This window comes from Lacibacter sp., assembly GCF_035299325.1.
GTDB lineage: Bacteria > Bacteroidota > Bacteroidia > Chitinophagales > Chitinophagaceae > Lacibacter.
Window position 1 is genome coordinate 97,499 of the sequence record NZ_DATGWT010000002.1, and the last position, 24,642, is coordinate 122,140.

Genomic DNA, 24,642 nt, shown 5'->3' on the forward strand with positions numbered 1-24,642 from the left:
TCCAAAAAATTTGTATCATGGCTAGAGTTTGTCAGCTTACAGGAAAGGTGCCGGTTGGTGGAAACAAGGTGTCGCACTCAAATATTAAGACAAAGCGTCGTTTTTTGCCTAACCTGCAAACAAAGCGTTTCTTCCTGGCTGAAGAAGATAAGTGGGTAACACTTAAAGTTTCTACTGAAGCTATCCGTACAATCAACAAAAGAGGATTGTACAATGTAGTGAAGGAATTAAGAGCAAGAGGAGAACATATTTAATAAGCATATTTAAATTGAGCTAAAATGGCAAAGAAAGGTAATCGTGTTCAGGTGATCCTCGAATGTACAGAGCACAAGACTTCAGGTCAGGCTGGTACAAGTCGTTATATCACCACCAAGAATAAAAAGAACACACCGGAGCGTCTGGAGTTGAAAAAATTCAACCCAATTCTGAAAAAAGTAACGACGCACAAAGAAATCAAATAATGTGCTTGGTGCACATTTGAATTACTCAAACTGACCCACCGGGTTAAAAATTAAGAAGTCATGGCAAAAGCAGCTTCAAAGAACGCAAAGATTAAAGACGCCAAAGCAGCGGCAGAATCTAAAAACTGGACAAAAGTAATCAGGGCCGTACGCAGTCCTAAATCTGGTGCATATACCTTTAAGGAGCAAATTGTGCACAAGGATAAGGTGAAAGATTACCTGGCTCAAAAATAACTTATACCTGATCAGTATATTACAAAGCTGTTCCAAGTTCTTAAACATGGAGCGGCTTTGTTGTTTTTATACTCTTCGTGGTTCATTGTAATATTGTAATGTAAAACACAAACGATGGGATTTTTTGGTAAGCTATTCGGAAAGAAAGAAAAAGAAAGCCTGGACCAGGGACTTGAAAAGACCAAGGAAGGATTTCTCGGCAAAATTGCAAGGGCAGTTGCAGGTAAGAGTACTGTTGATGCAGAAGTGCTCGATAACCTGGAAGAAGCATTGGTTAGTGCCGATGTGGGTATTGAAACAACTGTAGAGATCATTGAACGTATTGAAGCACGTGTTGCAAAAGATAAATACATCAATACGTCAGAGCTTAACTCCATTCTTCAACAGGAGATTGAAAACATATTGGTTGATGCACCTGCTGATACTACTTACTCCAACTTTGATCTGCCTGCGGGTAAAAGACCATTTGTATTGATGGTAGTTGGAGTGAATGGTGTTGGTAAAACAACAACCATTGGTAAACTTGCGCATCATTTTACACAAGCTGGTAAAAAGGTAATGCTTGGTGCAGCCGATACGTTTCGTGCAGCAGCAGTTGATCAGTTAACGATCTGGAGCGAACGTGCAGGGGTTCCGATTGTAAAACGGGAGATGGGTAGTGATCCTGCATCAGTTGCTTTTGATGCAGTAAGCAGTGCGGTTGCAAAAGATATTGATGTCTTGATCATTGATACAGCAGGTCGTTTGCATACCAAAACTCACCTGATGGAAGAATTGAGTAAGATCAAACGGGTGATACAGAAAGTAATTCCTGATGCGCCGCATGATGTATTGCTGGTGCTTGATGGATCAACCGGGCAGAACGCAATAGAGCAAGCGAAGCATTTTACTGCAGCAACTGATGTAACTGGCCTTGTGATTACCAAACTTGATGGTACGGCCAAGGGTGGAGTAGTATTGGCAATTGCACATCAGTTTAAGATTCCTGTTAAGTTTATTGGTGTGGGAGAGAAAGTGGAAGATCTGTTGGTGTTCGACAAACACGAGTTTGCAGATAGTCTTTTTAATCTAAACAAGTAAAACGTACAAACATCCTTAAATATAAAAACCTCCTGTAAACAGGAGGTTTCTTTTTGGATTCGTTAGAATCTTATTTTTTCTTAGCAGCTTTCTTCTTAGGAGCAGCTTTCTTTTTAGGAGCAGCTTTTTTAGCAGCTTTCTTTTTAGGAGCGGCTTTTTTCGCAGCTTTTTTAGGAGCAGCTTTTTTAGCGGCTTTCTTTTTTGTTGCCATTTTTTTTAGAATTTAATAGTTAGTAAAAAAACTTAACAGGGTAAAAATAAAAAAATTTTTTATTTAAAAAAATTTTTTTAAGCACCTGCCTCAACCGGGGCAACAGAAACGAAAGTCTTATTGTTCTTACCTTTTTTAAATTCTACAACACCATCAGCTATTGCAAAGATGGTAAAGTCCTTACCAACACCAACGTTTTTACCTGGGTGATACACGGTTCCACGCTGACGAATAATGATGTTACCAGCAGCTGCAGGTTGACCACCATAGATCTTTACACCAAGGCGTTTGCTTTGTGAATCACGACCATTCTTTACACTACCTTCACCCTTTTTATGTGCCATTTTATAAGAATTTGAAAATTTTATAATTTGAAAATCTGAAGTTCAACTTCAGATTTTACGCAATACCAGTTACTTTGATGTGTGTATACAACGTACGGTGACCTTTCTTTTTACGGAAACCTTTACGACGTTTCATTTTAAAAGCGATCACTGTTTTGCCTTTTCTCTCAGCAACGATCTCTGCTTTCACTTTCACTTTTGCATCAGCACCAACACTGATCTTTCCATCTGTATCAACATATAATACATCAGAAAACTCAACTTGGTCGCCAGCGTTACCTTCAATATGAGGAACGTACAGGCTCTGACCTTCTGACACTTTAAATTGCTGACCGGCTATTTTAACTACTGCAAACATAACTTTCCAATATTAGGGCTGCAAAGGTAGGGATAAAATTGCTTTGAAAACAAGTTTCAACCTAAAAAATTTGCCCCGATTTTAACGGGATGCTTTGAGCTGGTAAAGCTACATTTGTGTGCTCAAACTGGGTTTCGGAATGAAAATTAAATCAGTGCTTGCTAAGCCATTTGCAGGCTATATCTATAAATCGATCCAAAAAAATAAGCTCACGGCACTTGCCGATCAGGACCAGATCCTGAAACAACTCCTCAAAACCGGCAAAGACACCGAGTATGGAAAGGAGCTGGGCTTGGCGAAAGTAAATGGCTACGATGAATATAAGCAGGCGGTTCCCATCAGGGATTATGAGCAGATCCGGCCATGGATCGACAAGATTATTGAAGGCAAGCATAATGTTTTATGGAAGGGAATGCCCATGTACTTCGCTAAAACCTCGGGCACAACAAGCGGGGTGAAATACATTCCCATCACCAAAGAATCAGTTGGAAATCATTTCGGTACAGCAAGAAACGCAGCTCTTTGTTATGCGGCAGAAACCGGGAACACCCGTTTTTTTGATGGAAAACTTATTTTTTTATCCGGCTCGCCTGAACTGGAACGGGTAGGAAATATTCCAACCGGCCGATTGAGTGGCATTTCAAATCATCTCATTCCTAAATATCTCCGAACCAACCAGCTGCCTTCTTACGAAACCAATTGTATTGAAGATTGGGAAACCAAGTTGGGCAAGATCGTGGATGAAACCGTCAACCAGAACATGACGCTCATAAGCGGTATTCCGCCGTGGATGCAGATGTATTTTGATGAATTGATCCGCAGAACTGGTAAAAAGGTAGGGGATATCTTCCCTAATTTCGATGTGATGATCCAGGGCGGGGTGAATTTCGAACCTTATAAAGCCAGGTTGTTTGAAAGTATCGGACGTAAAGTAGATACAATTGAGGTATTTCCAGCCAGCGAGGGTTTTTTCGCTTTCCAGGATTCGCAGGAAGCTGAAGGTTTATTATTAAATACCAACGATGGTATTTTTTATGAGTTCGTACCTGCTTCCGAAATTCACAACGATAATCCAACCCGTTTGTCGCTTCGTGATGTAAAAGTGGGCGAAAACTATGCTCTTATCATCAACAGCAATGCAGGGCTTTGGTCTTATAATCTTGGTGATACCGTGAAATTTGTTTCCACCAATCCTTACAGGCTTGTCGTTACCGGCCGCACTAAACATTATATCTCTGCTTTTGGCGAACATGTGATTGGTGAAGAAGTTGAGCAAAGCTTAATGAAAGCAGCAACAGAAGAAAACATTCATATTACCGAGTTTACCGTAGCACCCATGATCCAGCAGGGAGAGGGAAAGAGTTACCATGAATGGTTTATTGAGTTTGAACATCAACCACAAAATCTTGAACAGTTTGCCGCCCGGCTCAACAACAATCTCCGTGATAAGAATATTTATTATGATGATCTGATTGTTGGAAATATTTTACAACCTTTAAAGATCACGCCCGTTAAAAAGAATGGTTTTATCGATTACATGAAAAGTATCGGTAAATTGGGCGGACAAAATAAAGTGCCACGTCTCAGCAACGATCGTAAGATCGCCGATGAGTTAATGAAGTGGGTAGATTACTAAAACATACGAAGCCGGATAATTATGTAACTTTTTTTCCAATAGGTTTGCAGCTACCATTCCACTCCCAGATTATGCAGGAACAACAAAAGAAACGCATCGCAATATTTGGTTCAACCGGTTCCATTGGAACGCAGGCGCTTGATGTAATTGAAGCAAATCCCGAACTATTTGAAGTAGAAATTCTCACCGCACATACCAATGATGAACTCCTGGTAAAACAGGCTCTGCAGTTTAATCCCAATGCTGTGGTGATTGTTGATGAAAAGAAATATGAGAAAGTAAAACAGGCATTGGCTTCAACTGATGTAAAAGTTTTTACAGGTGAGCAATCATTGGAAGAAGCTGCAGCTTTTGATACCTATGATATGATGCTTGCTGCCATTGTTGGTTTTGCAGGATTAAAACCTACGCTGAAAGCAATCGAAAATAAAAAAGCAATTGCATTAGCCAATAAAGAAACATTGGTGGTGGCAGGTGATATTGTGATGCAGAAGGCAGTTGAAAACCGTGTGCCCATCATTCCGGTTGATAGTGAGCACTCAGCTATCTTTCAATGCCTGGTAGGTGAGCATCGCAATAAAATTGATAAAGTTATTCTCACTGCAAGTGGCGGTCCTTTCCGTGGACGTAAACCGAACTTCCTGCTCAATGTAAAACGTGATCATGCATTGCAACATCCCAACTGGAGCATGGGGGCCAAGATCACCATCGATTCAGCAACCTTAATGAACAAAGGTTTGGAAATGATCGAAGCGAAATGGTTGTTCAATCTTGCACCCGAGCAGATACAGGTTGTTATTCATCCGCAAAGTATAATTCATAGCATGGTGCAGTTTGAAGACGGAAGCATTAAAGCACAAATGGGATTGCCCGATATGAAGTTGCCTATTCAGTATGCCATGTCGTTTCCACAGCGTCTTGCTAATAATTTTCCACGTTACGATTTTAAAAAGATCAATACACTTTCGTTTGAAGAACCTGATCTTAAAACATTCCGTAACCTGGCGTTGGCCATCGATGCATTGCAAAAAGGCGGCAATCTTCCCTGCATCATGAATGCCGCCAATGAAATTGCGGTATGGGCCTTTTTGAAAAACAGAGTTGGGTTTTTAGATATGACGGACATCATTGAAAAAACAATGAATCATGTTCCGTTCATTGCAAAGCCAACACTTGATGAATATTTTGAAAGTGATGCCGAAGCCCGTAACTATACAGCTTCGCTTATTCAACTCTAACATTCACAAAAAAATCTCAGTAACCTTCCGTTTTTCAGCGATATTTGCTGATTCCATATCAAAAAGTGAAAAACAAGGACTAATTTATTAACTATGTTGTTAGCAATTAACTGGGCCGAATTCGGAATTAAAGCAGCACAATTATTATTGTCTCTTTCTATTCTTATTGTGTTCCATGAATTCGGTCATTACATTACTGCCCGTTGGTTCAAGTGTCGTGTTGAAAAATTCTATCTCTTCTTCGATCCCTGGTTCTCGTTGTTCAAAAAGAAAATTGGCGAAACCGAATACGGCATCGGCTGGTTGCCATTAGGCGGCTATGTAAAAATTTCAGGAATGATCGATGAGAGCATGGATAAAGAAGCCATGAAACTTCCTGCACAGGATTGGGAATTCAGAAGTAAACCGGCCTGGCAACGTTTGATCATTATGATTGGCGGTGTAACGGTGAATGTGTTACTTGCTTTTATCATTTATGCCATGATCTTATTTGTGTGGGGTGAAGACAGAATACCAATGAACAGTATGAGAGATGGTATCTGGACACAGGATAAATTAATGACTGAAATTGGTTTACGCAATGGTGATAAAATTCTGCAGGTAAATGGTCAGCCAATTGACTATCTCGAAAATCTAAATCTGAAAGTACTTACAGGGTCAGGCGGAACAATTTTAGTTGAGCGGAATGGCAAGCCACAAGAAGTAAATATTCCTGTTCGCCTTGTAGGCAAACTGGTTGAAAGTAAAAGAAGAAGAGGATTATTAGCATACCGCATACCATCTGTTGTTGGTGCATACGATCCAAAAGATACTGCCTTCGGTAAACAGGCAGGTTTGCAGGAGTTTGATAAAATTGTTGCAATAGATGGGAAGCCTGTTTCATATTATGATGAAATGCCGGCGTTGTTCCAGGAAAAGAAAAATGCAACAGCACAATTGACTGTTGTAAGAAAGAACGATACGTTACAGCTTACAACAAAAGTTGATAAAGAAGGACGGGCAGGTATTCCTTATTTATCGCATCAGCAATATGCTGATATGGGTGTGATCAAAATTGAACATCACAGTTATGGTTTCTTTGAATCGTTCCCTGCAGGTGTAAGTAAAACATTCCGCAAGCTTGGTGATTATATTGATCAGTTTAAACTTATTCTTAATCCTGATACGGAAGCATACAAAGGCATTGGTGGATTTAAATCAATGGGGTCGATCTTTCCTGCTGTTTGGGATTGGGAAAGTTTCTGGAGCATTACTGCTTTGTTCAGCATCATTCTTGCATTTATGAACCTGTTGCCAATTCCTGCATTGGATGGCGGACATGTTTTGTTTACGTTGATTGAAATGATCACCGGACGTAAACCAAATGAAAAGTTTTTAGAATATGCACAGATCGTAGGTATGGTAATCCTGTTTGGATTACTGATCTATGCAAACGGTAATGATTTGTTTGGCTGGAATAGATAAAGTTGAATTGATAATTATTTAACTGATAATTAAAAATGAGAAAGGACGATTGATTCTTTCTCATTTTTGTTTTATAAGTAATTCAGTTTAACATTCACAAAACCGGGAATACAATTTAACCAGATGGTTTGTACATCATCCATCATAAATCAGACATTCTCCTTATAACTCTATACCAATTTTCTTCATTAAAATGGAGGCATTCATGCTTTGGCAGATGCCTCTTTTTAATTTATAGTCGAAGTATAATTCATCAGCATTTACCTGCACATCGAAATGATAATTATGAATACCGGCAGGAAATTCATGTGCAAGATTTGCCAGCTCCAGATCATGCGTTGCTAAGATGCCCGTAGCTTTGTGATGCAGTAATTGTTTGATCAATGCTTTTGATCCCGTGTGCCTGTCGTTTGAATTAGTGCCACGCAATATTTCATCAAGCAAAATAAATACAGCATCATTGGTGTTCACCGCATCAATGATCTGCTTCAGTTTTTTGAGCTCAGCATAAAAGGTGGAAGTGCTTTCTTCAAGATTATCTTTAATTCGCATGCTGCTCATTACTTTCAACGGTGTAACAGTTAATTGCTTTGCACAAACAGGGGCACCCATTGCTGCTAATACCATATTTACTCCCACACTACGGAGAAAAGTACTCTTGCCAGCCATGTTTGAACCTGTGATGAGATTGATCTGTTCTTTGCCGATCGTAGAAAAATCATTTAACACGTTCTTGGTTTCATCGATTAACGGATGACCTAATTGCTCAGCAATAAAAGTTGGTTCATCTGTTTTTAATTGCGGGAAACTCCAGTGCGGATGATTGAAGCCAAGTGTGGCAATACTGTTGAGTGCTTCCAGTTCAGCCAATGAATGAAACCAATGATTGATCTGTTGATTATTTTTTTGCTTCCACTTCTCAAGTTGAAGTACTTGTTGCAGATCCCATAGCAGAAAAATATTCAAAGGAATAAATACAACAGGATTTAGCCGATAATCAAAACGGTTGAAAATATTCTTCAGTTGCATTATTTGTTGTGAAGCTTTGTTTGAACCTGAATGAAATTGATGTTTCAGTTCAACCAGTAATGGATCTTTAAATTCTGCCTGTTCAATACAGGCAATGCTGTTTGAAAGTACTTCCATTTGCCCGGTGATCTTATTCAACTTACGATAAAGCGGAACAATCATGCGTGTAATGGCAAAAGCAATAATGGTGAATACAAGCAGCGATTGAAGAAAACGCTGATAAGTAATTATATCATACAGAAAAGCGATTAATGTACCTGTTGCAGCAACTGGTAAAATATAACGAACAATCTGCCATATTTTTTTATCGATGAACTGGTTGCCTTCTTTCAACCATTCTTCCATTTTTTTTTCGGTTGCAACGGTAATGGTGGAGGATGAGCCATGTGCCTGCAGCTCCTGTCTCCAGTTGGTTTGTTGCAGTAGTTCCTGCGCAGCTTTTTGTCGTGACAGTATTATTGCAGGAGTTGCAGGAGCAAGCAACCAACCGGCAAGCAGTTGATTGCCTTGTTGTGAATGTGTTCTGTTGATATATTGATAAAGCGAAGCCCGGCCGAAGATGTCAAGATCACCTGCATATGGATGTGCATCTTTATAAAATTCACTGCCATCTTTTTGATGTGTGTATTTATGTTGCAGGTAAAGTAATTCCTGTTCGTTAATGGCAATTAAACGCTCATGATGGCTGATGGCTTCTTTGTTTGCAAGGTCTTTTCGAACAGCGAATAAAAAGATAGCCAGGCCAATGAAGAAAATAACTGCAGAAACAAAAATACCATAGGAAGAAACCAGCCAGATGAGCAATACGACCATTGCCAAAATGCCAAATCTTGCCCAGCCGAGGAGTTGTTTACGTTTCAGTAAAGTATTGAGTTTGATGTTGAGATCGCTGATCCGCTGCCTGTAGGATAATTCCGGTTTAATCGTTTCTGCCATGCTGTAAAACTAAGAAAGAATGCAGTATAGTTTTCTTTGACGTTTGTCAACAGAAATAAATGTATTTTTGCTGTCCGATTATACGTTGTACTTCCAACTTCGTACTTCGTATTTCAAATTGGGGCTGCCTGGTTTTGACAGCATAGATCTTTGAAGGTGTAAGCATGCAGTGCGTTGGATAATTAGCACTTTAATCTGAATATTCAAAAACTCAAATGGCAATACACAGTATGCCATGGCCGCTTAATCAGTGATTAAGTAGTCATTAGGGCCGCCGAACAGGTTGATCTGTTACCAGGTTCCGCCGCCGACTCAAACACAAAACAGGTTGCTGTAACAGAAGGCTGTGACTGTTGCAAAAGACTATTCAGCTAAGTATTGCGTTGGTAAGTTCATGTCCTGCGCAGTGCCGACAAACAATCATGAAATAAGCATGTAGAAAGCTTTCGGCGAATATGTTTGGACAGCGGTTCGAATCCGCTCAGCTCCACGAAAAAAGGCAACCATATCGGTTGCCTTTTTTATTTACATCATAAAGTTTTAAAAGAATAAACATTAAATCATTGTTGAATCACGTTCAATGAGCTTTGATGATAACATCAATGTAGTATCAGCAGTAATCGTATGTTTTTTCTTTTCGATCAAAGTGAACAGCACTTCGGCTGCACTCTTACCAATTTCAAAAGCCGGTTGAGTAATAGTGGTAAGTGATGGATTTAAGATCGGTGCTGTTTCGAGTGTAGAAAATGCCACTACTTTTAAATCTTTTGGAATATTGATGTGGCCTGAAAGACTCACCATATAGATCTGCATCGCCAGCCGCTCAACTGAGGCAACAATACCATCAATCTCTTTGTGTTTCTGCAGTAATTCTTTCACCTGGTCAAAGATCATTTCCTGTGTACCGGTACAATCGATCACATATTGAAAGTCGTCAGTTTGTAAGCCCGCCTCTGCAAGTGCAGCAGCAAAACCTGCTGCCCGTTTACTGCAAATAGATAGTGAAAGTGAGGTAGAAAGAAAAACAGGATGCTTACATCCTTTTTCAAGTAAAAGTTTTGCTGAGAGATAACCGCTTTCATAATCGTTGGTAATTACTTTCGGTGCTTCCAGACTTTCAAACTCCCTGTCGAAAAAAACAACCGGGATATTTTCGTTCTGTAATTTTTGAATATGTTCAGCATCTGTTGTTTCGCTGGAGATAGAGATCAACACGCCATCAACACGGCCGCTATAACAATGGTTCACGACTGCTTTTTCTATTTCAAAGCTTTCATGCGAAAGATAAATGAGCACATGATAATTCTTTTGAACCGCCACTGCCTGTATGCCATTGATCGCTAAAGAGAAAAAGTTATCAGCCACTTCCGGTAAAATAACTGCAATGGTTTTACTTTTTTGCTTACGTAAGCTGCTGGCGTATGGATTGGGAACATAATTCAATTGCTCGGCCATTGCCAATACTTTTTTCTTGGTCTCTGTACTTATTTCATGGCTGTCTTTTAAAGCCTTTGAAACAGTTGCAATTGAAAGGCCAAGTTCTTTTGCCAGGGTCTTAATTGTAAGCTTACTCATACGTTCGAAACAGTTCTGTGGTTGGGTCTAACTCTCAGAATTCAAGGTAAAGATAAGTTGAATACCGAAAACGGTTTCGTAAATAAAGTGATTCAAACTAACAGCATTATCCAATAAAAAATTGTCATTTTAACCTTTAACAATCACTAACGACTTGCAAGCATATGAATCAAGAAAGCAACTTCTGCTCTTTCCTGTATTCTCTATCGCCACTTATTTTTCCGGCGGTGAGACCATCTCAACTACATCTTGTCTTTCACCGCATACCAACATTAATCACTTTTAAATACGCTTTATGAGTAAAAACAATTTTGAGGCAGTGCCGCTCAATAACCTTGATGAATGGGAAGATGATTTGCTCAGACGTTATCCCGATCCCGAAGCAATTGCAACTGCAAAGGCAACCGATGCTTACCGTAATTATGAAGAGCCAGCCAGAGATACAGTAAAAGAGTTTTACCGACTCAATCACACGTATCAGACTTATGCATTTGTACAGGAAAAGCGGAAAGAATTCCTTCAGTTCAATAAAAAGGAAATGACGGTTTGGGATGCGTTTGATTTCCTCAATCAGTTGGTTGATGATTCTGATCCTGATACAGATCTTGATCAGTTACAGCATTTGCTGCAAACATCAGAAGCTATCCGTCGTGATGGTCATCCGGATTGGATGGTATTGGTTGGTTTGATGCACGACATGGGTAAGGTGCTTTGCCTGTTTGGCGAACCACAATGGGCTGTAGTGGGCGATACGTTCCCTGTAGGTTGTGCTTATTCCGATAAAGTAGTGTATCCCGAATACTTTGCTGCAAACCCCGATTTTAATAATACTGTATATCAAACAAAATACGGTGTGTATGAACCAAACTGCGGGTTGCGTAAAGTAGATATGAGTTGGGGGCACGATGAATATGTATACCATATGCTGAAAGATCATATTCCTGAAGAAGGATTGTACATGCTCCGCTATCATTCATTTTATGCATGGCACCGGGAAGGTGCGTATGATCATTTATTGGATGATCATGATCGCAATATGCTCAAATGGGTAAAGCTCTTTAACCCTTATGATCTTTATTCAAAAAGTCCGGAGCCGCCCGATTGGAAAAAGCTGCGACCATATTATGAAGAGCTGGTTGCAAAGTATCTGCCGGCAACACTTAAATTTTAAATGCCTTTGTGAAAATATGTTTGGAGTCCAATATCCTTTAACCGTTTCAAACTATAACTCTAAAACAAACTGCTATGATGCAAATTTTTAAACAACGATTGCTCTACCGTTATGCATTGCCTGGCATAATGGTTCTATTTCTAGCACTTGTTACTACAAGTGTAAGTGCCCAGCAAACACAGGTTAGCGGAACAGTAAAAGATGATAAAGGTGAACCTGTAGCATCTGCCACTGTATCTGTAAAAGGAAAAAATGTTTCTACAACTACAGGAGCTAACGGTTCATTTACGATTGCGGCTAAAGCAAACGATGTGCTGGAGATCAGTGCCGTTTCTTTTACTACACAGGAAGTAAAAGTTACATCTGCTTCATCGTACGACATTGTATTGTCGTCTTCTTCTGTTGCTTTAACAGATGTGGTAGTGGTGGGTTATGGCCGTAGTTCAAAACGAACATTGTCAAGTGCCATCACTTCTATAAAGCCGGAAGATCTTAATCGTGGTGCAATTGGAGATGTGGGCCAGCTGTTACAAGGTAAAGTACCCGGCTTGAATATTACAGCCAGTGGTGACCCTAACCGTCCGGCTGCGGTTATTCTTCGTGGTGCATCAACGGTGAACAGTCCGCAAGGTCCGTTTTATGTAATTGATGGAATACCTGGCGCAGACATTAATGCTGTAGCACCGGATGATATCGCTTCAATGGACATTTTAAAAGATGCATCTGCAACAGCTATCTATGGTAACAGAGCTTCCAATGGTGTTATTATGGTTACCACCAAGAAAGGTAAAAAAGGAAGGTTGCAAACTACTTATAACGGTTATGTAGGTTTTGAAACGGTAAGCAGCAGTCTCGATTTAATGGATGCGAATCAGTTAAGGGCGTATGCACAAAAGAATAATTACACTCCAAATACTAATGATGATAAAGGAGCAAATACTGATTGGATGAAAGCGGTACAAAAAGAATCAGCTTTATCACACAACCATAATATTTCTTTCAGTGGTGGTACAGATAAGAGTACCTACAGTGCCAGTCTTAACTACCTGAAAAAAGATGGTATCATGTTGCAAAGTGGTTTGGAAAGAGTTGTGGGCAGAATCAGTGCGGAGCAGCATGCGTTGAACGACAAATTGACTTTTGGTCTGAATATTATGAGCAGCAACAGCAAAGCATCGAATGTTCCTTTACAGAACATGGTATTCCAGCAAGCTGTAAAATTCAACCCGATGTCGCCGGTATATAATGCCAATGGTACATTCTTCGAAAACTTCAATAACCCCGGTTATTTTAACCCGGTATCTATTATTAAAAATGCACAGGACGATACAAAGTATGGTTCCCTGCAGGGCAACTTTACAATTGAAGCAAAGCTGCCGTTTAACTTAACATACAACGCAAATCTTGCTTACCAGCGTGGTACCTGGCTGCATGGCGAATATTATAATCGCTATTATTCTCAAAACTACAGCACAGGTAATTTTTATACCAATGGTGATCCCGGTGGTGGCCGCAGCCTGCGTAACTTTTATTCTAATGGTCTTGCTTACAGAGGTTATTACCAAAGCAGTTCTAAAACACTGGAATCGTATTTAACCTGGGCTAAAAAGTTTGGTGCACATAACATCAAAGCGGTATTGGGTTACAGCTGGCAAAAGAATACGAACAACGAAGGCTTACAGGCAAGCCAAACCAACTTTGTTAACGACTACACAGGGTATAATAATTTTGGTTTAGGTAACTACCAAACAATCACTGGATTTGGAGTTGATTTTGGCGGAGCTGTTTATGAGGAAACAAATTTCATTTCCGACTTCTTCCGTGTGAACTACGATTTCAACGAAAAGATTTTGGTACAGGCTTCTGTTAGAAGAGATGGCAGCTCTGTATTTGGTAAAAATAAAGAATGGGGTTATTTCCCTGCTGCAAGTGTGGCCTGGCGTTTATCAGAAGAAGATTTCATCAAGAATGTTTCTTTCATCAATGATTTAAAATTAAGGGTGAGTTATGGTGAAACAGGAAATGCTTTTGGAATAGGTGCCTATACTGCACAACGCTTGTATAACAAATTCGGCACTTATTATAATGGAGGAACTTTCGAGTCTGCTTTCAGGACTATACAGGGAGCAAACCCCGATTTACAATGGGAAGTTACTGCAACCAAAAACATAGGTTTGGATTATGGATTTTTGAAAGGGAAAATCAGTGGTTCTATCGATCTGTATGAAAAAAATACGACCGATATGATTTTTGGTTACAATGTTGCTCAATCAATTGACCCCAGTGGATTCTTATATATAAACGTTGGTGAAATCAGGAACCGTGGTATTGAGTTTAGTGTAAATGTAAATGCCGTAAGTCAAAAGAATTTCAGTTGGAATACAGGTTTAAACCTGGCAACTAACAAAAACGTTATCCTTGATTTAAAAGGACCTGAGCAATTTGGTATAAATGCCGATTCAACCAAATATACTCAATTGGATGGACCCGGTACAACCGGAAGCCGTCTTCAGATTTTAGCTGTGGGTGGCCCATTAGGTCAGTTCTATTCATTCCAATATGCAGGTAAAGATGCTTCCGGTAATTCTTTGTTTTTCAAGAGAGATAAAACAACTACAACTAATCCAACTCAGATCTCCGATTATTTTCCATTAGGCAGCCCGCATGCAAAGCTGATGTTTGGTTGGAACAACAATCTCCGTTACAAGAATTTCGATCTTAACTTCTTTGTAAGAGGTGTGCTTGGAAATAAAATATTTAATGCTACCCGTGCTGATCTTTCTTATGTTGTAACTGCCGGACAAACAAACATCAGCCCATATGCAGCCGATGATAAAAAAACCGATACACGTAACAACAACTTTTCATCACGTTATGTAGAAGATGGTTCTTACCTGCGTTTCGACAATGCAACTTTAGGTTATCGTTTCAAAATCAAAAACGAATACATCAGTAATCTGCGCTTGTATGCAACCGTAAACAACCTGTTTGTTGTAACAAAGTATAAAGGCATTGATCCTGAAATCAACCAGGGTGGTGCATCATTAGGCGTAGACTATAATAGTTTCTATCCTAAAACACGCACTATTCTCTTTGGTGTATCTGTTGGCTTTTAATGATTAAAAAAACTTTTTATGAATAAGACTTTGAAACAATTAATAATAGTGATAGCAGCTGGCTTTGCCATAAGCTCCTGCCACAAAATTGAGGTGAAACCTAATTCACTTTATACAGAAGCGGTGTTCCCTAAAACTGATGCAGAATTTCAGTCCGTAATGGGCACCATTTATACCAGTTTGCGTGGGCATTATTCGCTCGGTTACTGGTTTGCACAAGAACTCAGTTCAGATGAATCGATACTACCTGTATATGGCGGTAACTGGTTCGATGGACAGGGATATATTCAACTGCACCGCCACGACTGGAACAAAGATCATGGGTGGATAACAACTGTGTGGAATGATGCAAATACCATTGTGGGTCTTTGTAACCAAACGATGTATATTTTCAGAAATGCACCTGAAGGTGATTCGAAAAGTACTGCACTGGCAGAACTGAGAACTTTAAGAGCCTTTGCTTATTGGGAACTGCTGGACATGTTTGGTAATGTGCCTTTGGACACCATTTATCCAAGTCCCGGTGTGCAGGCAAAAGCTACACGTGCACAAGTGTTCAGTTTTGTAGAATCTGAATTAAAAGCGGCAATTCCATATTTGAAAACAGCTACCGGCAGCAGCACATATGGCAAGGCAACAAAGTGGATGGCCAATGCGTTGCTGGCAAAACTGTATTTGAATGCAGAAGTGTATGCGGGTAGTGCCAAATACAATGAATGTATTGCTGCTTGTGATGCAATTATCAGCTCCGGAAGCTTTGCAGTTGAGGGCAGAAGTACATATCTCAACCAGTTTGCTCCAACAAACGGTCCTTCTTTCAAAGAATTTATTTTCGCCATTCCTTACGATCCATCAACAAGCAATGGTTATTTGTTTCATGGACGTTACGATCTGAACCGTAACCTCGGTATTAAGTATCGCTATTCAGGAAGTACACCGGGCAGCTATTCATTTAATCAAATCATCATGAATCAAACTTCAGGAAATGGTTTGATCAATGCAAGACCCAGCGGCCCCCGTGCAACACTATCCAGTTTTTACAATAGTTATTTTAGAGCTGATGCGAATGACATCAGAAATAATCAATGGCTTGTAGGTAGTCAATACTGGCCCGATGGCAGCCCCATCATGGTAAAAACTACCAAAAAAGGTTATGATCAGTTTTTTACAGGCACTGATGGCGATTATACCTATCACCTGTATATTGATTCAGTGATTTCTGCACGTTTGAATCCTACTTCCATCGATTTAGGTAACGATGAAATTGCATGGAACATGGGTATTCGTAATATCAAGTTTTATCCCGATGCGAATTCTTCGAGCCGTAACCAAAGTAACGATGCTCCGATATTCCGTTATTCAGATATTTTGTTGATGAAAGCAGAAGCAATTTTACGAGGCGGTACGGCAACAAACGGGCACACAGCGCTTTCGCTGGTAAACATGGTACGAAACAATCGCAGCACTTCACCGGCATGGACGGCGGTAACACTGGATGATTTGTATGCTGAGCGGGCTCGTGAATTTACATGGGAATGCTGGCGCAGAAATGATATGATCCGTTTTGGTAAGTATGAAACAGCTTATGGTTTCAAAACAAACGCAGATACGTATCGCCGGATCTTCCCGATTCCAAATGCTGCAATGGCTACAAATCCAAAGCTTACGCAAAACCCGGGTTATCCTAATTAATATTTCTCAGCAGGTAGTTTTATAATCAATAGTTAATCACCCCGGGGTTGTCAAGCCCCGGGATTTTTCTATCACTTATAATTATAACATGCAATCACCATTTCGAAAAACCATAGTGCTTCTTGTTTTTGTTTTGGGCTATCAATATCAACAGGCGCAAGTATTGGTGAAAGATTCGTCTGCTTTACCAAAGGCAGGCACAAAGCTGATAAAGAAAGAGAAGGCGCTGCATTTTATTGCCATGGGCGATTGGGGACGTAATGGTGCAGATCATCAACGGGAAGTAGCCAGGCAAATGGGTATTACAGCGAACGAAATTGGTTCAATGTTTACCATCGCAACAGGCGATAATTTTTATCCCAGTGGTGTTATCAGCGAATGGGATCCATTATGGAAATATTCCTTTGAAGATATTTACACTGATTTCCGTTTACAATGGGATTGGTACCCTGTTCTCGGTAATCATGACTATAAAAGCAATCCCGATGCGCAGGTAAAATATTCAACCATCAGCAGAAGATGGAAAATGCCTGCACGTTATTATTCAAAAATATTTTCGATCAATGGCGATACAACACAACAGGTATTGCTTGTTTTCATTGATACCAACCCATTGATTCGTGAGTTTTATAAAAATGCTGAATATGGTCCGCATGTAAAAGGGCAGGACACAACGAAGCAAAAACGCTGGATGGAAAAGCTCCTCAGCAACAAATCGCCCAACATTAAATGGAAAATTGTTGTAGGACATCATCCAATGTACACAGGAGGCAGCCGTACAGAAGGCTACGATACCAAAGCCATCCGCAATACATTAAAACCGATGTTCGATAAGTATAAAGTGGATGTGTACCTCGCAGGGCATGAACATAGTTTGCAACACATGCAGTCTGCAGGAAACATGCATCATATTATTTCAGGTGCAGCATCAGAAAAAACGCCTGCACGTTTAATTGAAAACAGTTTGCTGTCTGCTTCTGAGTATGGCTTCTTTGTATTTTCAGTTACCGGAAATGAATTGTTATTCCAAGCCGTAAACGATACCGGGAAAATCATTTATACTTACACGATCAAAAAATAATTATTCCTTGAATCTGTCCGCAATACATAACCAACCAACTACAACCGGCAACAGGCTTTTATCGCTTGATGCTTTGCGTGGTTTTGATATGTTCTGGATCGTCAGTGGCGAAGGAATTATTCATGGCTTCGCCAACGCAGTAAAACAAACACATTCATTGCAGCAGGATGGAATAAGCTGGCAGATGCAGGTGACAGACGAACTTGGGTTCTTTGAAAAGCTGGCAGTGTATGCAAGTAATCAACTGCATCACACAGTTTGGAATGGGTTTACATTTTACGATCTTATTTTTCCGCTGTTCATTTTTATTGCAGGCATCAGTATGCCGTTTTCTTACAGCAAACAATTGAGTGCCGGTGCTGATGCAAAAAAGAAGATCTACCGTTCACTCGTTAAACGAACAATCCTGTTATTGTTGCTTGGTATGATCGTAAATGGTTTGCTTCATTGGAAGAGTTATGAAGAAACACGTTTTGCAAGTGTGTTAGGGAGAATTGCACTCAGTTGTTTTTTTGCTGCATTGATTTATCTCAACAGTTCATTCAGGTGGAGAATAGCCTGGTTTCTACTCATTTTGCTTGGCTATTGGTTGGTGATGATGGTTATTCCGGTTCCCGGTTTTGGTGCAGGCTCATTAACAGCAGAAGGAAATGTTGCTGCATGGATTGATCAGTTATTATTGCCCGGCAAAATGCATCGTGCCACATATGATCCAGAAGGATTACTTTCTACCATTCCTGCAATTGCAACAGCATTGCTGGGCATTTTTACCGGAGAATTTTTACGTTCGAAAAAAGAAACTGCGCAAACGAAAACAGTGTACATATTGATTGGCGGAGTAATACTTGTACTTATCGGTTGGCTTTGGGGGTTTGTATTTCCCATTAACAAAAACATGTGGACGAGTTCTTTTGTGCTTTATACCGGTGGATGGAGTCTGCTGCTGTTTGCACTGTTTTATTTTATAATTGATGTGTTGGGTTTCAAAAAATGGAGCATGCCTTTTGTGTGGCTGGGTTGTAATTCAATCCTCATTTACATGGCTGCACATGGCGTGGTAAATTTCATGTCGACTTCTGAATTTTTATTTGGCGGAACGGTTCAACTGGTGGATGCTAAATGGCAGGAAGCTTTTTTATGGATCGGTGTTGCTCTTATACAATTTGCAGGATTATATCTCCTGTATAAACGAAAATGGTTTTTAAAACTATAACAAACTTTCAAAGCGAAAGCGTTAACGAAATTGCTCATGCATACATTACAATTTGCCGATTACATTATTTTCTTTATCTACTTCATTGCTATATCGGCATACGGCTATTATATTTTTCATAAGAAGAAATCGAAAACAGCCAGCTCAAAAGATTTCTTTTTGGCCGAAGGTTCGTTAACCTGGTGGGCCATTGGTGCTTCACTCATTGCATCTAATATTTCTGCTGAACATTTTATTGGTATGAGTGGTTCGGGTTTTGCATTAGGTCTTGCCATCTCTACCTACGAATGGATGGCAGCAGCTACACTCATCATTGTTGCTGTTTTTTTGATTCCGCTTTATCTTAAGAATAAAATTTATACCATGCCGCAGTTTTTGGCAAAGCGGTATAACGACCAGGTAAGCACCATCATGGCGGTATTCTGGTTGCTGGTGTATGTGTTTGTAAATCTTACGTCCATTATTTATCTCGGTGCATTAGCGATCTCCTCTATTTCACCCATCAGTTTTGAATGGAGTATTGTTGGCTTGAGTGTGTTCTCCATCATTGTTACATTAGGTGGAATGAAAGTGATCGGCTACACCGATGTGATACAGGTATTGGTGTTATTGATCGGTGGATTGGTAACGACTTATCTTGCATTATCCTTACTGGCCGATAAGTTTGGTTTTGATGGAAATATTCTTGAAGCGTTAGGTGTGTTGCGCAAGGAAGCGCCGGAACATTTTCATATGATCTTCGATAAATCAAGTCCGCATTACAAAGAGTTGCCCGGCATGTCGGTGCTGATCGGTGGGATGCTCATTAATAATTTAGCTTATTGGGGATGCAATCAATACATCGTTCAACGTGCATTGGGCGCCGATTTAAAAACTGCACGTCACGGAATTTTATTTGCCGCATTTTTAAAACTGTTGATTCCTGTAATTGCAGTTTTGCCCGGTATTACTATGTATGTGTTGCATCAGAACGGAATGTTTCAACAGGAGATGGCCGATGCCGCAGGTAATATCAAACCTGATCATGCCTATCCAACATTAATGAATTTATTACCTGCGGGTTTAAAAGGTGTGGCCTTTGCTGCATTAACAGCAGCCATTGTTGCATCGCTTGCAGGAAAAGCAAACAGCATCTCCACTATTTTTTCACTTGATATTTATAAAAAGTATTTCAACAAAGAAGCATCTGAACGAAAGTTGGTGTTGACAGGTCGTTGGGCAGTGATCATTTCGATGGTTGTTGCAGCTATAGTAACACCTGCATTAAAATCACTCGACCAGGCTTATCAATTCATACAGGAATATGTGGGATTCTTTTCACCGGGTGTATTGGCAATTTTCTTGTTGGGGATGTTCTGGAAACGTACAACAGCTGCTGCTGCATTGGCAGGGGCAGTGTTAACCATTCCTGTGTCAACGGTATTAAAATTTTTACCGGTGTGGACGAATGGCCGTTTTCCTGATTATCCTTTTCTTGATCGTATGACGATCACTTTCTTTGTGATCGTTGCAATGATGGTGAGCATGAGCTTGCTGAAACCAAATAAACCCGGTGATACGCACACAATTGAAGTTGACACTTCCATGTTCAAAGTTTCAACCGGCTTTATCATTGGCTCCGTTATTATTTGTGGAATACTGGCAGCATTATATACCGTATTTTGGTAATGGTTGATTGATTATTCATTTTCAAATTTGAATGAACATGAACAGAAATGATTTTTTGAAAATAGGGACAATGGCGGCATTGAGTCCTTTGTTTGTAAAAGCAACAGCGAATGATTTTGCTGCAACTATTGATACAGAGATGATGAACCGTTTGCTTGCAGCAAATGATAAAACTGCATCGCAGTTAATGGAAACGGTTAAGCCGGGCAGCCTGCGTTTCAGCCGTATGATTGCTTATGATATTGCAGTGCTTACGGCGGCTTATTGTGCAAAAGGTTCAGCTTATTACCACAATACAGAAGTGGTAAACAAGATCGATATACTGGTTAAATTTTTAGCAAGTGCACAAGCGGAAGATGGAACAGTGAATGTTGGAAATTTAGAGTCGCCGCCGGATACAGCCTTCCTCATTGAAATACTGGGACCTGCTGCAACGATTATGCGAAAAGATAACAGCAGCGAATTGCAGGAGGTACAGCAACAGTTAAAACAAATTCTATTAAAAGCAGGTGAAGGACTTGCAACAGGTGGTATTCATACACCAAATCACCGATGGGTTATTTCTGCAGCACTGGCACAGATCAATCATTTAGATCCTAATAAAAAATACAGTAACCGCATTAACGATTGGTTAGGCGAAGGCGTGTACATTGATGCGGATGGTCATTATCCCGAACGCAGTGGTATTTATTCGGGTGTAGAAAATGCTGCGTTTATTACCATTGCAAGATTGGCGAATAAGTCTTCGCTGTATGCGCCGGTTCGTAAAAATCTTTCCATGTACCAGTACTACATCGAACCGAACGGAGATCTGGTACGCAATGATTCGAGAAGACAGGATCAGTACGAAGCTGCTGCAAAGCCAAGTACACTGTTCTACCTGCAATACCGTTACATGGCTGTTCATGAAAAAAACAAACTGTTTGCTGCCATTTGCAAAAATATTGAAGCAACAAAGGATTTTGAAAAAGATGTGCTCACCCGTTCGTTATTTTATTTCCTGGAAGATGAAACATTGCAGCAGCAATTACCAGCTGCTGAAGGAGTTCCCGATCGTTACGAGAAATTATTTTCTACCTCACACCTGTTGCGGATAAAAGAAAAGAACACAACGGTTACATTATTTGGTGGTACAGATCAGCCCTTGCTCATTGCATCGGGCCGTTCCAACTCTCCTGATTTTTTCTCGTACAGAAAAGGCGATGCCATTTTGAAGTATATGCGTTTGTCTTCGAACTTTTTCAGCATGGGTTATTTCTACAGCGATGGTTTGCGAAAAGAAGGCAATAGTTATGTGCTGAGGAAGAAACTGGAAATTCCTTACTATCAGCCGCTACCTAAAGAAAAACGCAAAGCAAATGGCGATTATAAATTATCGCCGAGTATTGATGATCGTTTCTGGAACAAGATGGATTTCAGTAACCGTCCGGTGAGTAATGTAAAAACACTGGAAACCATTATCCGGTTAACCGAAACAAGAGGTGCCGTAGAACTGGAATTTGAATTAAAAGGAATGAAAGACGTACCTGTTACGATTGAATTGTGTTTTAAAGAAGGCGGACAGTTATCCGGTGTTACTGCTGCCGATACAAACGATAACAGTTTTCTGGAGCAGGGTACAGGTGAATATCGCTCCGGCAATGATGTGATTACGTTTGGCCCGGGTGCTGTAACACATAAACAGGTAATGAATCTGGAAGGAGAACGTTACAGTACACATTTCGGAACCTTGCGTACAAAAGGGGAGCATGTGTACATTACAGGCACCACACCATTTAAACACAAACTGATGTTTAGTTAAGTAATCATTTTCAGAACAAAGAGATGGATAGAGATCGGGTATATACTAAGGCAGCACGTTGCTGTATCATTGTTGCGTTATTACTTCTGCAGCATTGTGTACATGCGCAAAATCTAATGCAGTATGTACAGCCATTGGCAGGAACTGCATCTGCAACAACCATCAGCGCTGTTAAACATAGTGAAGCAGGTGGTACAGAAGCAAATGCGAATACAATACCTGCCGTTACACTGCCATTTGCAATGACACAGTGGACGGCACAAACCAGACAAACAGAAAACAAATGTGTGCCGCCTTATTTTTATAAAGATTCGTTGCTCACCGGTTTTCGTGGTTCTCATTGGTTGAGTGGTTCCTGCACACAGGATTATGGAAGCTTTACAGTAATGCCGGTTACAGGCACGTTAAAAACAGTGGCGAAAGAATATGCTGTACGTTTTTCGCATAAAGATGAAATTACTTCGCCTGCTTATTACAAACTGAAGGCAGGTGCAGTAATAACAGAACTTACTTCTACGCTTCGATGCGGTATGATGCAATTTACCATGCAGCAGGATGATAGCTTGTACATACTTGTTACGCCCAACAGTGATTATGCAAAAGGCTTTGTAAAAGTAGATGCAGCAAAAGGAGAAATATGGGGGTATAATCCTACGCATCGTATTTACCAGGGTTGGGGCGAACCAACAGGTTTCAGCGGTTGGTTTTATATAAGGATTGAAAAGCGATTTACAAAACGGGGAATATTTACAGGAGCAACAGTTTTTGAAAACGATAGTGTGTTGCAAAAGAAAGATGCAGGTGCATTCGCTGGTTTTCGATTAAAGAAAGGCGAGCAGTTGTTGTTGCGTATCGGTACATCGTTCAGCAGTCTTGCAGCAGCAAAGAAAAATTTAACAGCAGAAGTTGGTGTAAAAAGTTTTGATGTTGTTCGTGCTGCTTCAGCAAAGCATTGGGAGAAAGCATTGTCTCAGGTACAGGTGCAGACGAACAATGAAAAAGACAAACGCATCTTTTACACAGCCATGTACCATTCCATGCAACATCCTCGTTTGTTCAGCGATGTGGATGGCACTTATCCTTCATTTGCAGGAAATACCCAGCTAAAGAAAATGAATGGTAATTACTACGATGATTTTTCGATGTGGGATATCTATCGTGCACAATTACCCTTGATGGAAATTTTACATCCAAACATGACGAATGATTTTGTCCGTTCGTTGATCTTGAAAGGTGAGCAGGGAGGTTGGTTGCCGATTTTTCCTTGCTGGAACAGTTATACGGCAGCCATGATCGGCGATCATGTAACAGCATTTATTGCATCGGCCTATAATAAAGGCATTCGTAATTATGATGTTCATGCAGCCTATGCATTGATGCGGAAGAATGCATTTGAAACACCGGCAAGTTTTGCAGCATATAAGAATGGAATGGGACGAAGAGCCTTGACTAGTTATCTTAAGTATGGCTATATACCAATGGAAGACAGTGTGCAGGAAGCTTTTCATAAAAAAGAACAGGTGAGCCGCACGCTGGAATATGCATTTGATGATTATGCATTGTCGGGTGTAGCAAAGGAATTGAATAAAACAGAAGATCATAAACAGCTGCAACAACGTTCACTCAATTATAGAAATGTATTTGATCCCGCTGTTGGTATGATGCGTGGAAGAAATACCGACGGTTCATGGTTTGCATCGTTCAATGCAGATAAACGTGAATCCTATATCACCGAAGGCACGCCAAGACAATATACATTTTATGTTCCGCAGGATATTCCCGGTTTGGCAAAGCTGATGGGCGGCACAAAGAATTTTGAAAATGCATTAGATAGTTTGTTCAGCAAGAATGAATACTGGCATGGCAATGAACCGGGGCACCAGATCCCTTTTCTATACAACTATACTTCGTCACCTTGGAAAACACAAAAGTATGTGCGAGCTATTTTGGCCGAAGAATACAGCGATGGTGCAGGAGGATTAAGTGGTAACGATGATGCAGGACAAATGAGTGCATGGTATGTATTTGCTGCCATGGGTTTTTATCCGGTTGATCCGGTTTCAAACAACTACCAATTAAGTTCTCCGTTGTTTGATAAAGTAACCATGAAGTTGCAAGGCAATAAAGTATTTGAACTTCTTACACATAAAACATCTGCAACGGCTATTTATATTCGGCAGGTGAAATGGAACGGACAACCATACAATAAAAATTTCATCACTTACTCCATGATCATGCAAGGTGGTAAATTAGAACTGTGGTTAACCGATCAGCCAACACAATGGGGTTCTTCTTCCTTAAATCGCTCAACTGGTTTAAAGAACTAAAAATTCT

The 24,642-nt window shown here is 40.2% G+C and carries 20 protein-coding genes and 1 other RNA gene; 16 read left to right on the forward strand and 5 right to left on the reverse strand.

What is annotated here, in order from left to right; genetic code table 11:
* Window positions 1-17: 17 nt before the first annotated feature.
* The 4 genes from rpmB to ftsY all read left to right on the forward strand — a co-directional run bounded on the left by rpmB (window position 18) and on the right by ftsY (window position 1,775).
* On the forward strand, window positions 18-254 hold the full coding sequence (rpmB, locus tag VK159_RS01275; protein ID WP_182801771.1) for a 50S ribosomal protein L28: 237 nt from the start codon (window positions 18-20) through the stop codon (window positions 252-254).
* 24 nt (window positions 255-278) lie between these two features.
* On the forward strand, window positions 279-461 hold the full coding sequence (gene rpmG, locus VK159_RS01280) for a 50S ribosomal protein L33 (RefSeq protein WP_182801770.1): 183 nt from the start codon (window positions 279-281) through the stop codon (window positions 459-461).
* 60 nt (window positions 462-521) lie between these two features.
* Window positions 522-695 (forward strand): DUF4295 domain-containing protein, encoded by a 174-nt coding sequence (locus VK159_RS01285; RefSeq protein ID WP_129132649.1) that lies wholly within the window; start codon window positions 522-524, stop codon window positions 693-695.
* A 114-nt stretch (window positions 696-809) separates the two neighbouring features.
* Window positions 810-1,775, forward strand: a complete 966-nt coding sequence (gene ftsY, locus VK159_RS01290; protein WP_324228327.1) for a signal recognition particle-docking protein FtsY — start codon at window positions 810-812, stop codon at window positions 1,773-1,775.
* A 70-nt stretch (window positions 1,776-1,845) separates the two neighbouring features.
* Here ftsY and VK159_RS01295 read toward each other — a convergent pair whose 3' ends face one another.
* The 3 genes from VK159_RS01295 to rplU all read right to left on the reverse strand — a co-directional run bounded on the left by VK159_RS01295 (window position 1,846) and on the right by rplU (window position 2,688).
* Window positions 1,846-1,986: a hypothetical protein gene (locus VK159_RS01295; protein WP_182801768.1), complete on the reverse strand. Its 141-nt coding sequence runs from the start codon at window positions 1,984-1,986 to the stop codon at window positions 1,846-1,848.
* A gap of 77 nt (window positions 1,987-2,063) precedes the next feature.
* Entirely contained in the window at window positions 2,064-2,330 is a 267-nt protein-coding gene (gene rpmA, locus VK159_RS01300) for a 50S ribosomal protein L27 (protein ID WP_324228328.1), read from the reverse strand.
* Window positions 2,331-2,385: 55 nt separating this feature from the next.
* Entirely contained in the window at window positions 2,386-2,688 is a 303-nt protein-coding gene (gene rplU, locus VK159_RS01305; RefSeq protein WP_182801766.1) for a 50S ribosomal protein L21, read from the reverse strand.
* A gap of 139 nt (window positions 2,689-2,827) precedes the next feature.
* Between rplU and VK159_RS01310 the strand changes: the two genes are divergently transcribed.
* The 3 genes from VK159_RS01310 to rseP all read left to right on the forward strand — a co-directional run bounded on the left by VK159_RS01310 (window position 2,828) and on the right by rseP (window position 7,026).
* A complete protein-coding gene (locus VK159_RS01310; RefSeq protein WP_324228329.1) occupies window positions 2,828-4,324 on the forward strand; it encodes a GH3 auxin-responsive promoter family protein in 1,497 nt (498 codons plus the stop codon).
* A 71-nt stretch (window positions 4,325-4,395) separates the two neighbouring features.
* Window positions 4,396-5,562 (forward strand): 1-deoxy-D-xylulose-5-phosphate reductoisomerase, encoded by a 1,167-nt coding sequence (locus tag VK159_RS01315; RefSeq protein WP_324228330.1) that lies wholly within the window; start codon window positions 4,396-4,398, stop codon window positions 5,560-5,562.
* A 93-nt stretch (window positions 5,563-5,655) separates the two neighbouring features.
* Window positions 5,656-7,026 carry an RIP metalloprotease RseP gene (gene rseP / locus VK159_RS01320; protein ID WP_324228331.1) on the forward strand — a complete coding sequence of 457 codons (1,371 nt, stop codon included), beginning with the start codon at window positions 5,656-5,658 and terminating at the stop codon, window positions 7,024-7,026.
* 162 nt (window positions 7,027-7,188) lie between these two features.
* On the opposite strand, the gene VK159_RS01325 is transcribed toward rseP, so the two are convergent.
* On the reverse strand, window positions 7,189-8,991 hold the full coding sequence (locus tag VK159_RS01325; protein WP_324228332.1) for a MutS family DNA mismatch repair protein: 1,803 nt from the start codon (window positions 8,989-8,991) through the stop codon (window positions 7,189-7,191).
* 120 nt (window positions 8,992-9,111) lie between these two features.
* Here VK159_RS01325 and ssrA point away from each other — a divergent pair.
* Window positions 9,112-9,484: a transfer-messenger RNA gene (gene ssrA, locus VK159_RS01330) on the forward strand.
* Between the two features lie 62 nt (window positions 9,485-9,546).
* Here the strand turns inward: ssrA and VK159_RS01335 are convergent.
* The gene (locus tag VK159_RS01335) at window positions 9,547-10,566 is read right to left on the reverse strand and encodes a LacI family DNA-binding transcriptional regulator (protein ID WP_324228333.1); all 1,020 of its coding nucleotides are present in this window, start codon (window positions 10,564-10,566) and stop codon (window positions 9,547-9,549) included.
* Window positions 10,567-10,861: 295 nt separating this feature from the next.
* Here VK159_RS01335 and VK159_RS01340 point away from each other — a divergent pair, with 295 nt between their 5' ends.
* The 8 genes from VK159_RS01340 to VK159_RS01375 all read left to right on the forward strand — a co-directional run bounded on the left by VK159_RS01340 (window position 10,862) and on the right by VK159_RS01375 (window position 24,635).
* Entirely contained in the window at window positions 10,862-11,737 is an 876-nt protein-coding gene (locus VK159_RS01340) for an inositol oxygenase family protein (protein WP_324228334.1), read from the forward strand.
* A gap of 74 nt (window positions 11,738-11,811) precedes the next feature.
* Window positions 11,812-14,853, forward strand: coding sequence for a SusC/RagA family TonB-linked outer membrane protein (locus VK159_RS01345; protein ID WP_324228335.1), 3,042 nt, complete (start codon window positions 11,812-11,814; stop codon window positions 14,851-14,853).
* 18 nt (window positions 14,854-14,871) lie between these two features.
* Window positions 14,872-16,545, forward strand: coding sequence for a RagB/SusD family nutrient uptake outer membrane protein (locus VK159_RS01350; protein ID WP_324228336.1), 1,674 nt, complete (start codon window positions 14,872-14,874; stop codon window positions 16,543-16,545).
* 88 nt (window positions 16,546-16,633) lie between these two features.
* Window positions 16,634-17,626: a metallophosphoesterase gene (locus tag VK159_RS01355; protein ID WP_324228337.1), complete on the forward strand. Its 993-nt coding sequence runs from the start codon at window positions 16,634-16,636 to the stop codon at window positions 17,624-17,626.
* 7 nt (window positions 17,627-17,633) lie between these two features.
* Window positions 17,634-18,839 (forward strand): DUF5009 domain-containing protein, encoded by a 1,206-nt coding sequence (locus tag VK159_RS01360; protein ID WP_324228338.1) that lies wholly within the window; start codon window positions 17,634-17,636, stop codon window positions 18,837-18,839.
* A gap of 36 nt (window positions 18,840-18,875) precedes the next feature.
* A complete protein-coding gene (locus VK159_RS01365) occupies window positions 18,876-20,507 on the forward strand; it encodes a sodium/sugar symporter (RefSeq protein ID WP_324228339.1) in 1,632 nt (543 codons plus the stop codon).
* Window positions 20,508-20,544: 37 nt separating this feature from the next.
* A complete protein-coding gene (locus tag VK159_RS01370; RefSeq protein WP_324228340.1) occupies window positions 20,545-22,308 on the forward strand; it encodes a hypothetical protein in 1,764 nt (587 codons plus the stop codon).
* Between the two features lie 23 nt (window positions 22,309-22,331).
* Window positions 22,332-24,635 carry a GH92 family glycosyl hydrolase gene (locus VK159_RS01375; RefSeq protein ID WP_324228341.1) on the forward strand — a complete coding sequence of 768 codons (2,304 nt, stop codon included), beginning with the start codon at window positions 22,332-22,334 and terminating at the stop codon, window positions 24,633-24,635.
* Window positions 24,636-24,642 lie beyond the last annotated feature (7 nt).

What these genes read in the sequence shown, in the direction of transcription:
- rpmB (WP_182801771.1), top strand. Translation starts at nt 18, where the DNA reads ATGGCTAGAGTTTGTCAGCTTACAGGAAAGGTGCCGGTTGGTGGAAAC.
- rpmG (WP_182801770.1), top strand. Translation starts at nt 279, where the DNA reads ATGGCAAAGAAAGGTAATCGTGTTCAGGTGATCCTCGAATGTACAGAG.
- VK159_RS01285 (WP_129132649.1), top strand. Translation starts at nt 522, where the DNA reads ATGGCAAAAGCAGCTTCAAAGAACGCAAAGATTAAAGACGCCAAAGCA.
- ftsY (WP_324228327.1), top strand. Translation starts at nt 810, where the DNA reads ATGGGATTTTTTGGTAAGCTATTCGGAAAGAAAGAAAAAGAAAGCCTG.
- VK159_RS01295 (WP_182801768.1), bottom strand. Translation starts at nt 1,986, where the DNA reads ATGGCAACAAAAAAGAAAGCCGCTAAAAAAGCTGCTCCTAAAAAAGCT.
- rpmA (WP_324228328.1), bottom strand. Translation starts at nt 2,330, where the DNA reads ATGGCACATAAAAAGGGTGAAGGTAGTGTAAAGAATGGTCGTGATTCA.
- rplU (WP_182801766.1), bottom strand. Translation starts at nt 2,688, where the DNA reads ATGTTTGCAGTAGTTAAAATAGCCGGTCAGCAATTTAAAGTGTCAGAA.
- VK159_RS01310 (WP_324228329.1), top strand. Translation starts at nt 2,828, where the DNA reads ATGAAAATTAAATCAGTGCTTGCTAAGCCATTTGCAGGCTATATCTAT.
- VK159_RS01315 (WP_324228330.1), top strand. Translation starts at nt 4,396, where the DNA reads ATGCAGGAACAACAAAAGAAACGCATCGCAATATTTGGTTCAACCGGT.
- rseP (WP_324228331.1), top strand. Translation starts at nt 5,656, where the DNA reads ATGTTGTTAGCAATTAACTGGGCCGAATTCGGAATTAAAGCAGCACAA.
- VK159_RS01325 (WP_324228332.1), bottom strand. Translation starts at nt 8,991, where the DNA reads ATGGCAGAAACGATTAAACCGGAATTATCCTACAGGCAGCGGATCAGC.
- VK159_RS01335 (WP_324228333.1), bottom strand. Translation starts at nt 10,566, where the DNA reads ATGAGTAAGCTTACAATTAAGACCCTGGCAAAAGAACTTGGCCTTTCA.
- VK159_RS01340 (WP_324228334.1), top strand. Translation starts at nt 10,862, where the DNA reads ATGAGTAAAAACAATTTTGAGGCAGTGCCGCTCAATAACCTTGATGAA.
- VK159_RS01345 (WP_324228335.1), top strand. Translation starts at nt 11,812, where the DNA reads ATGATGCAAATTTTTAAACAACGATTGCTCTACCGTTATGCATTGCCT.
- VK159_RS01350 (WP_324228336.1), top strand. Translation starts at nt 14,872, where the DNA reads ATGAATAAGACTTTGAAACAATTAATAATAGTGATAGCAGCTGGCTTT.
- VK159_RS01355 (WP_324228337.1), top strand. Translation starts at nt 16,634, where the DNA reads ATGCAATCACCATTTCGAAAAACCATAGTGCTTCTTGTTTTTGTTTTG.
- VK159_RS01365 (WP_324228339.1), top strand. Translation starts at nt 18,876, where the DNA reads ATGCATACATTACAATTTGCCGATTACATTATTTTCTTTATCTACTTC.
- VK159_RS01370 (WP_324228340.1), top strand. Translation starts at nt 20,545, where the DNA reads ATGAACAGAAATGATTTTTTGAAAATAGGGACAATGGCGGCATTGAGT.
- VK159_RS01375 (WP_324228341.1), top strand. Translation starts at nt 22,332, where the DNA reads ATGGATAGAGATCGGGTATATACTAAGGCAGCACGTTGCTGTATCATT.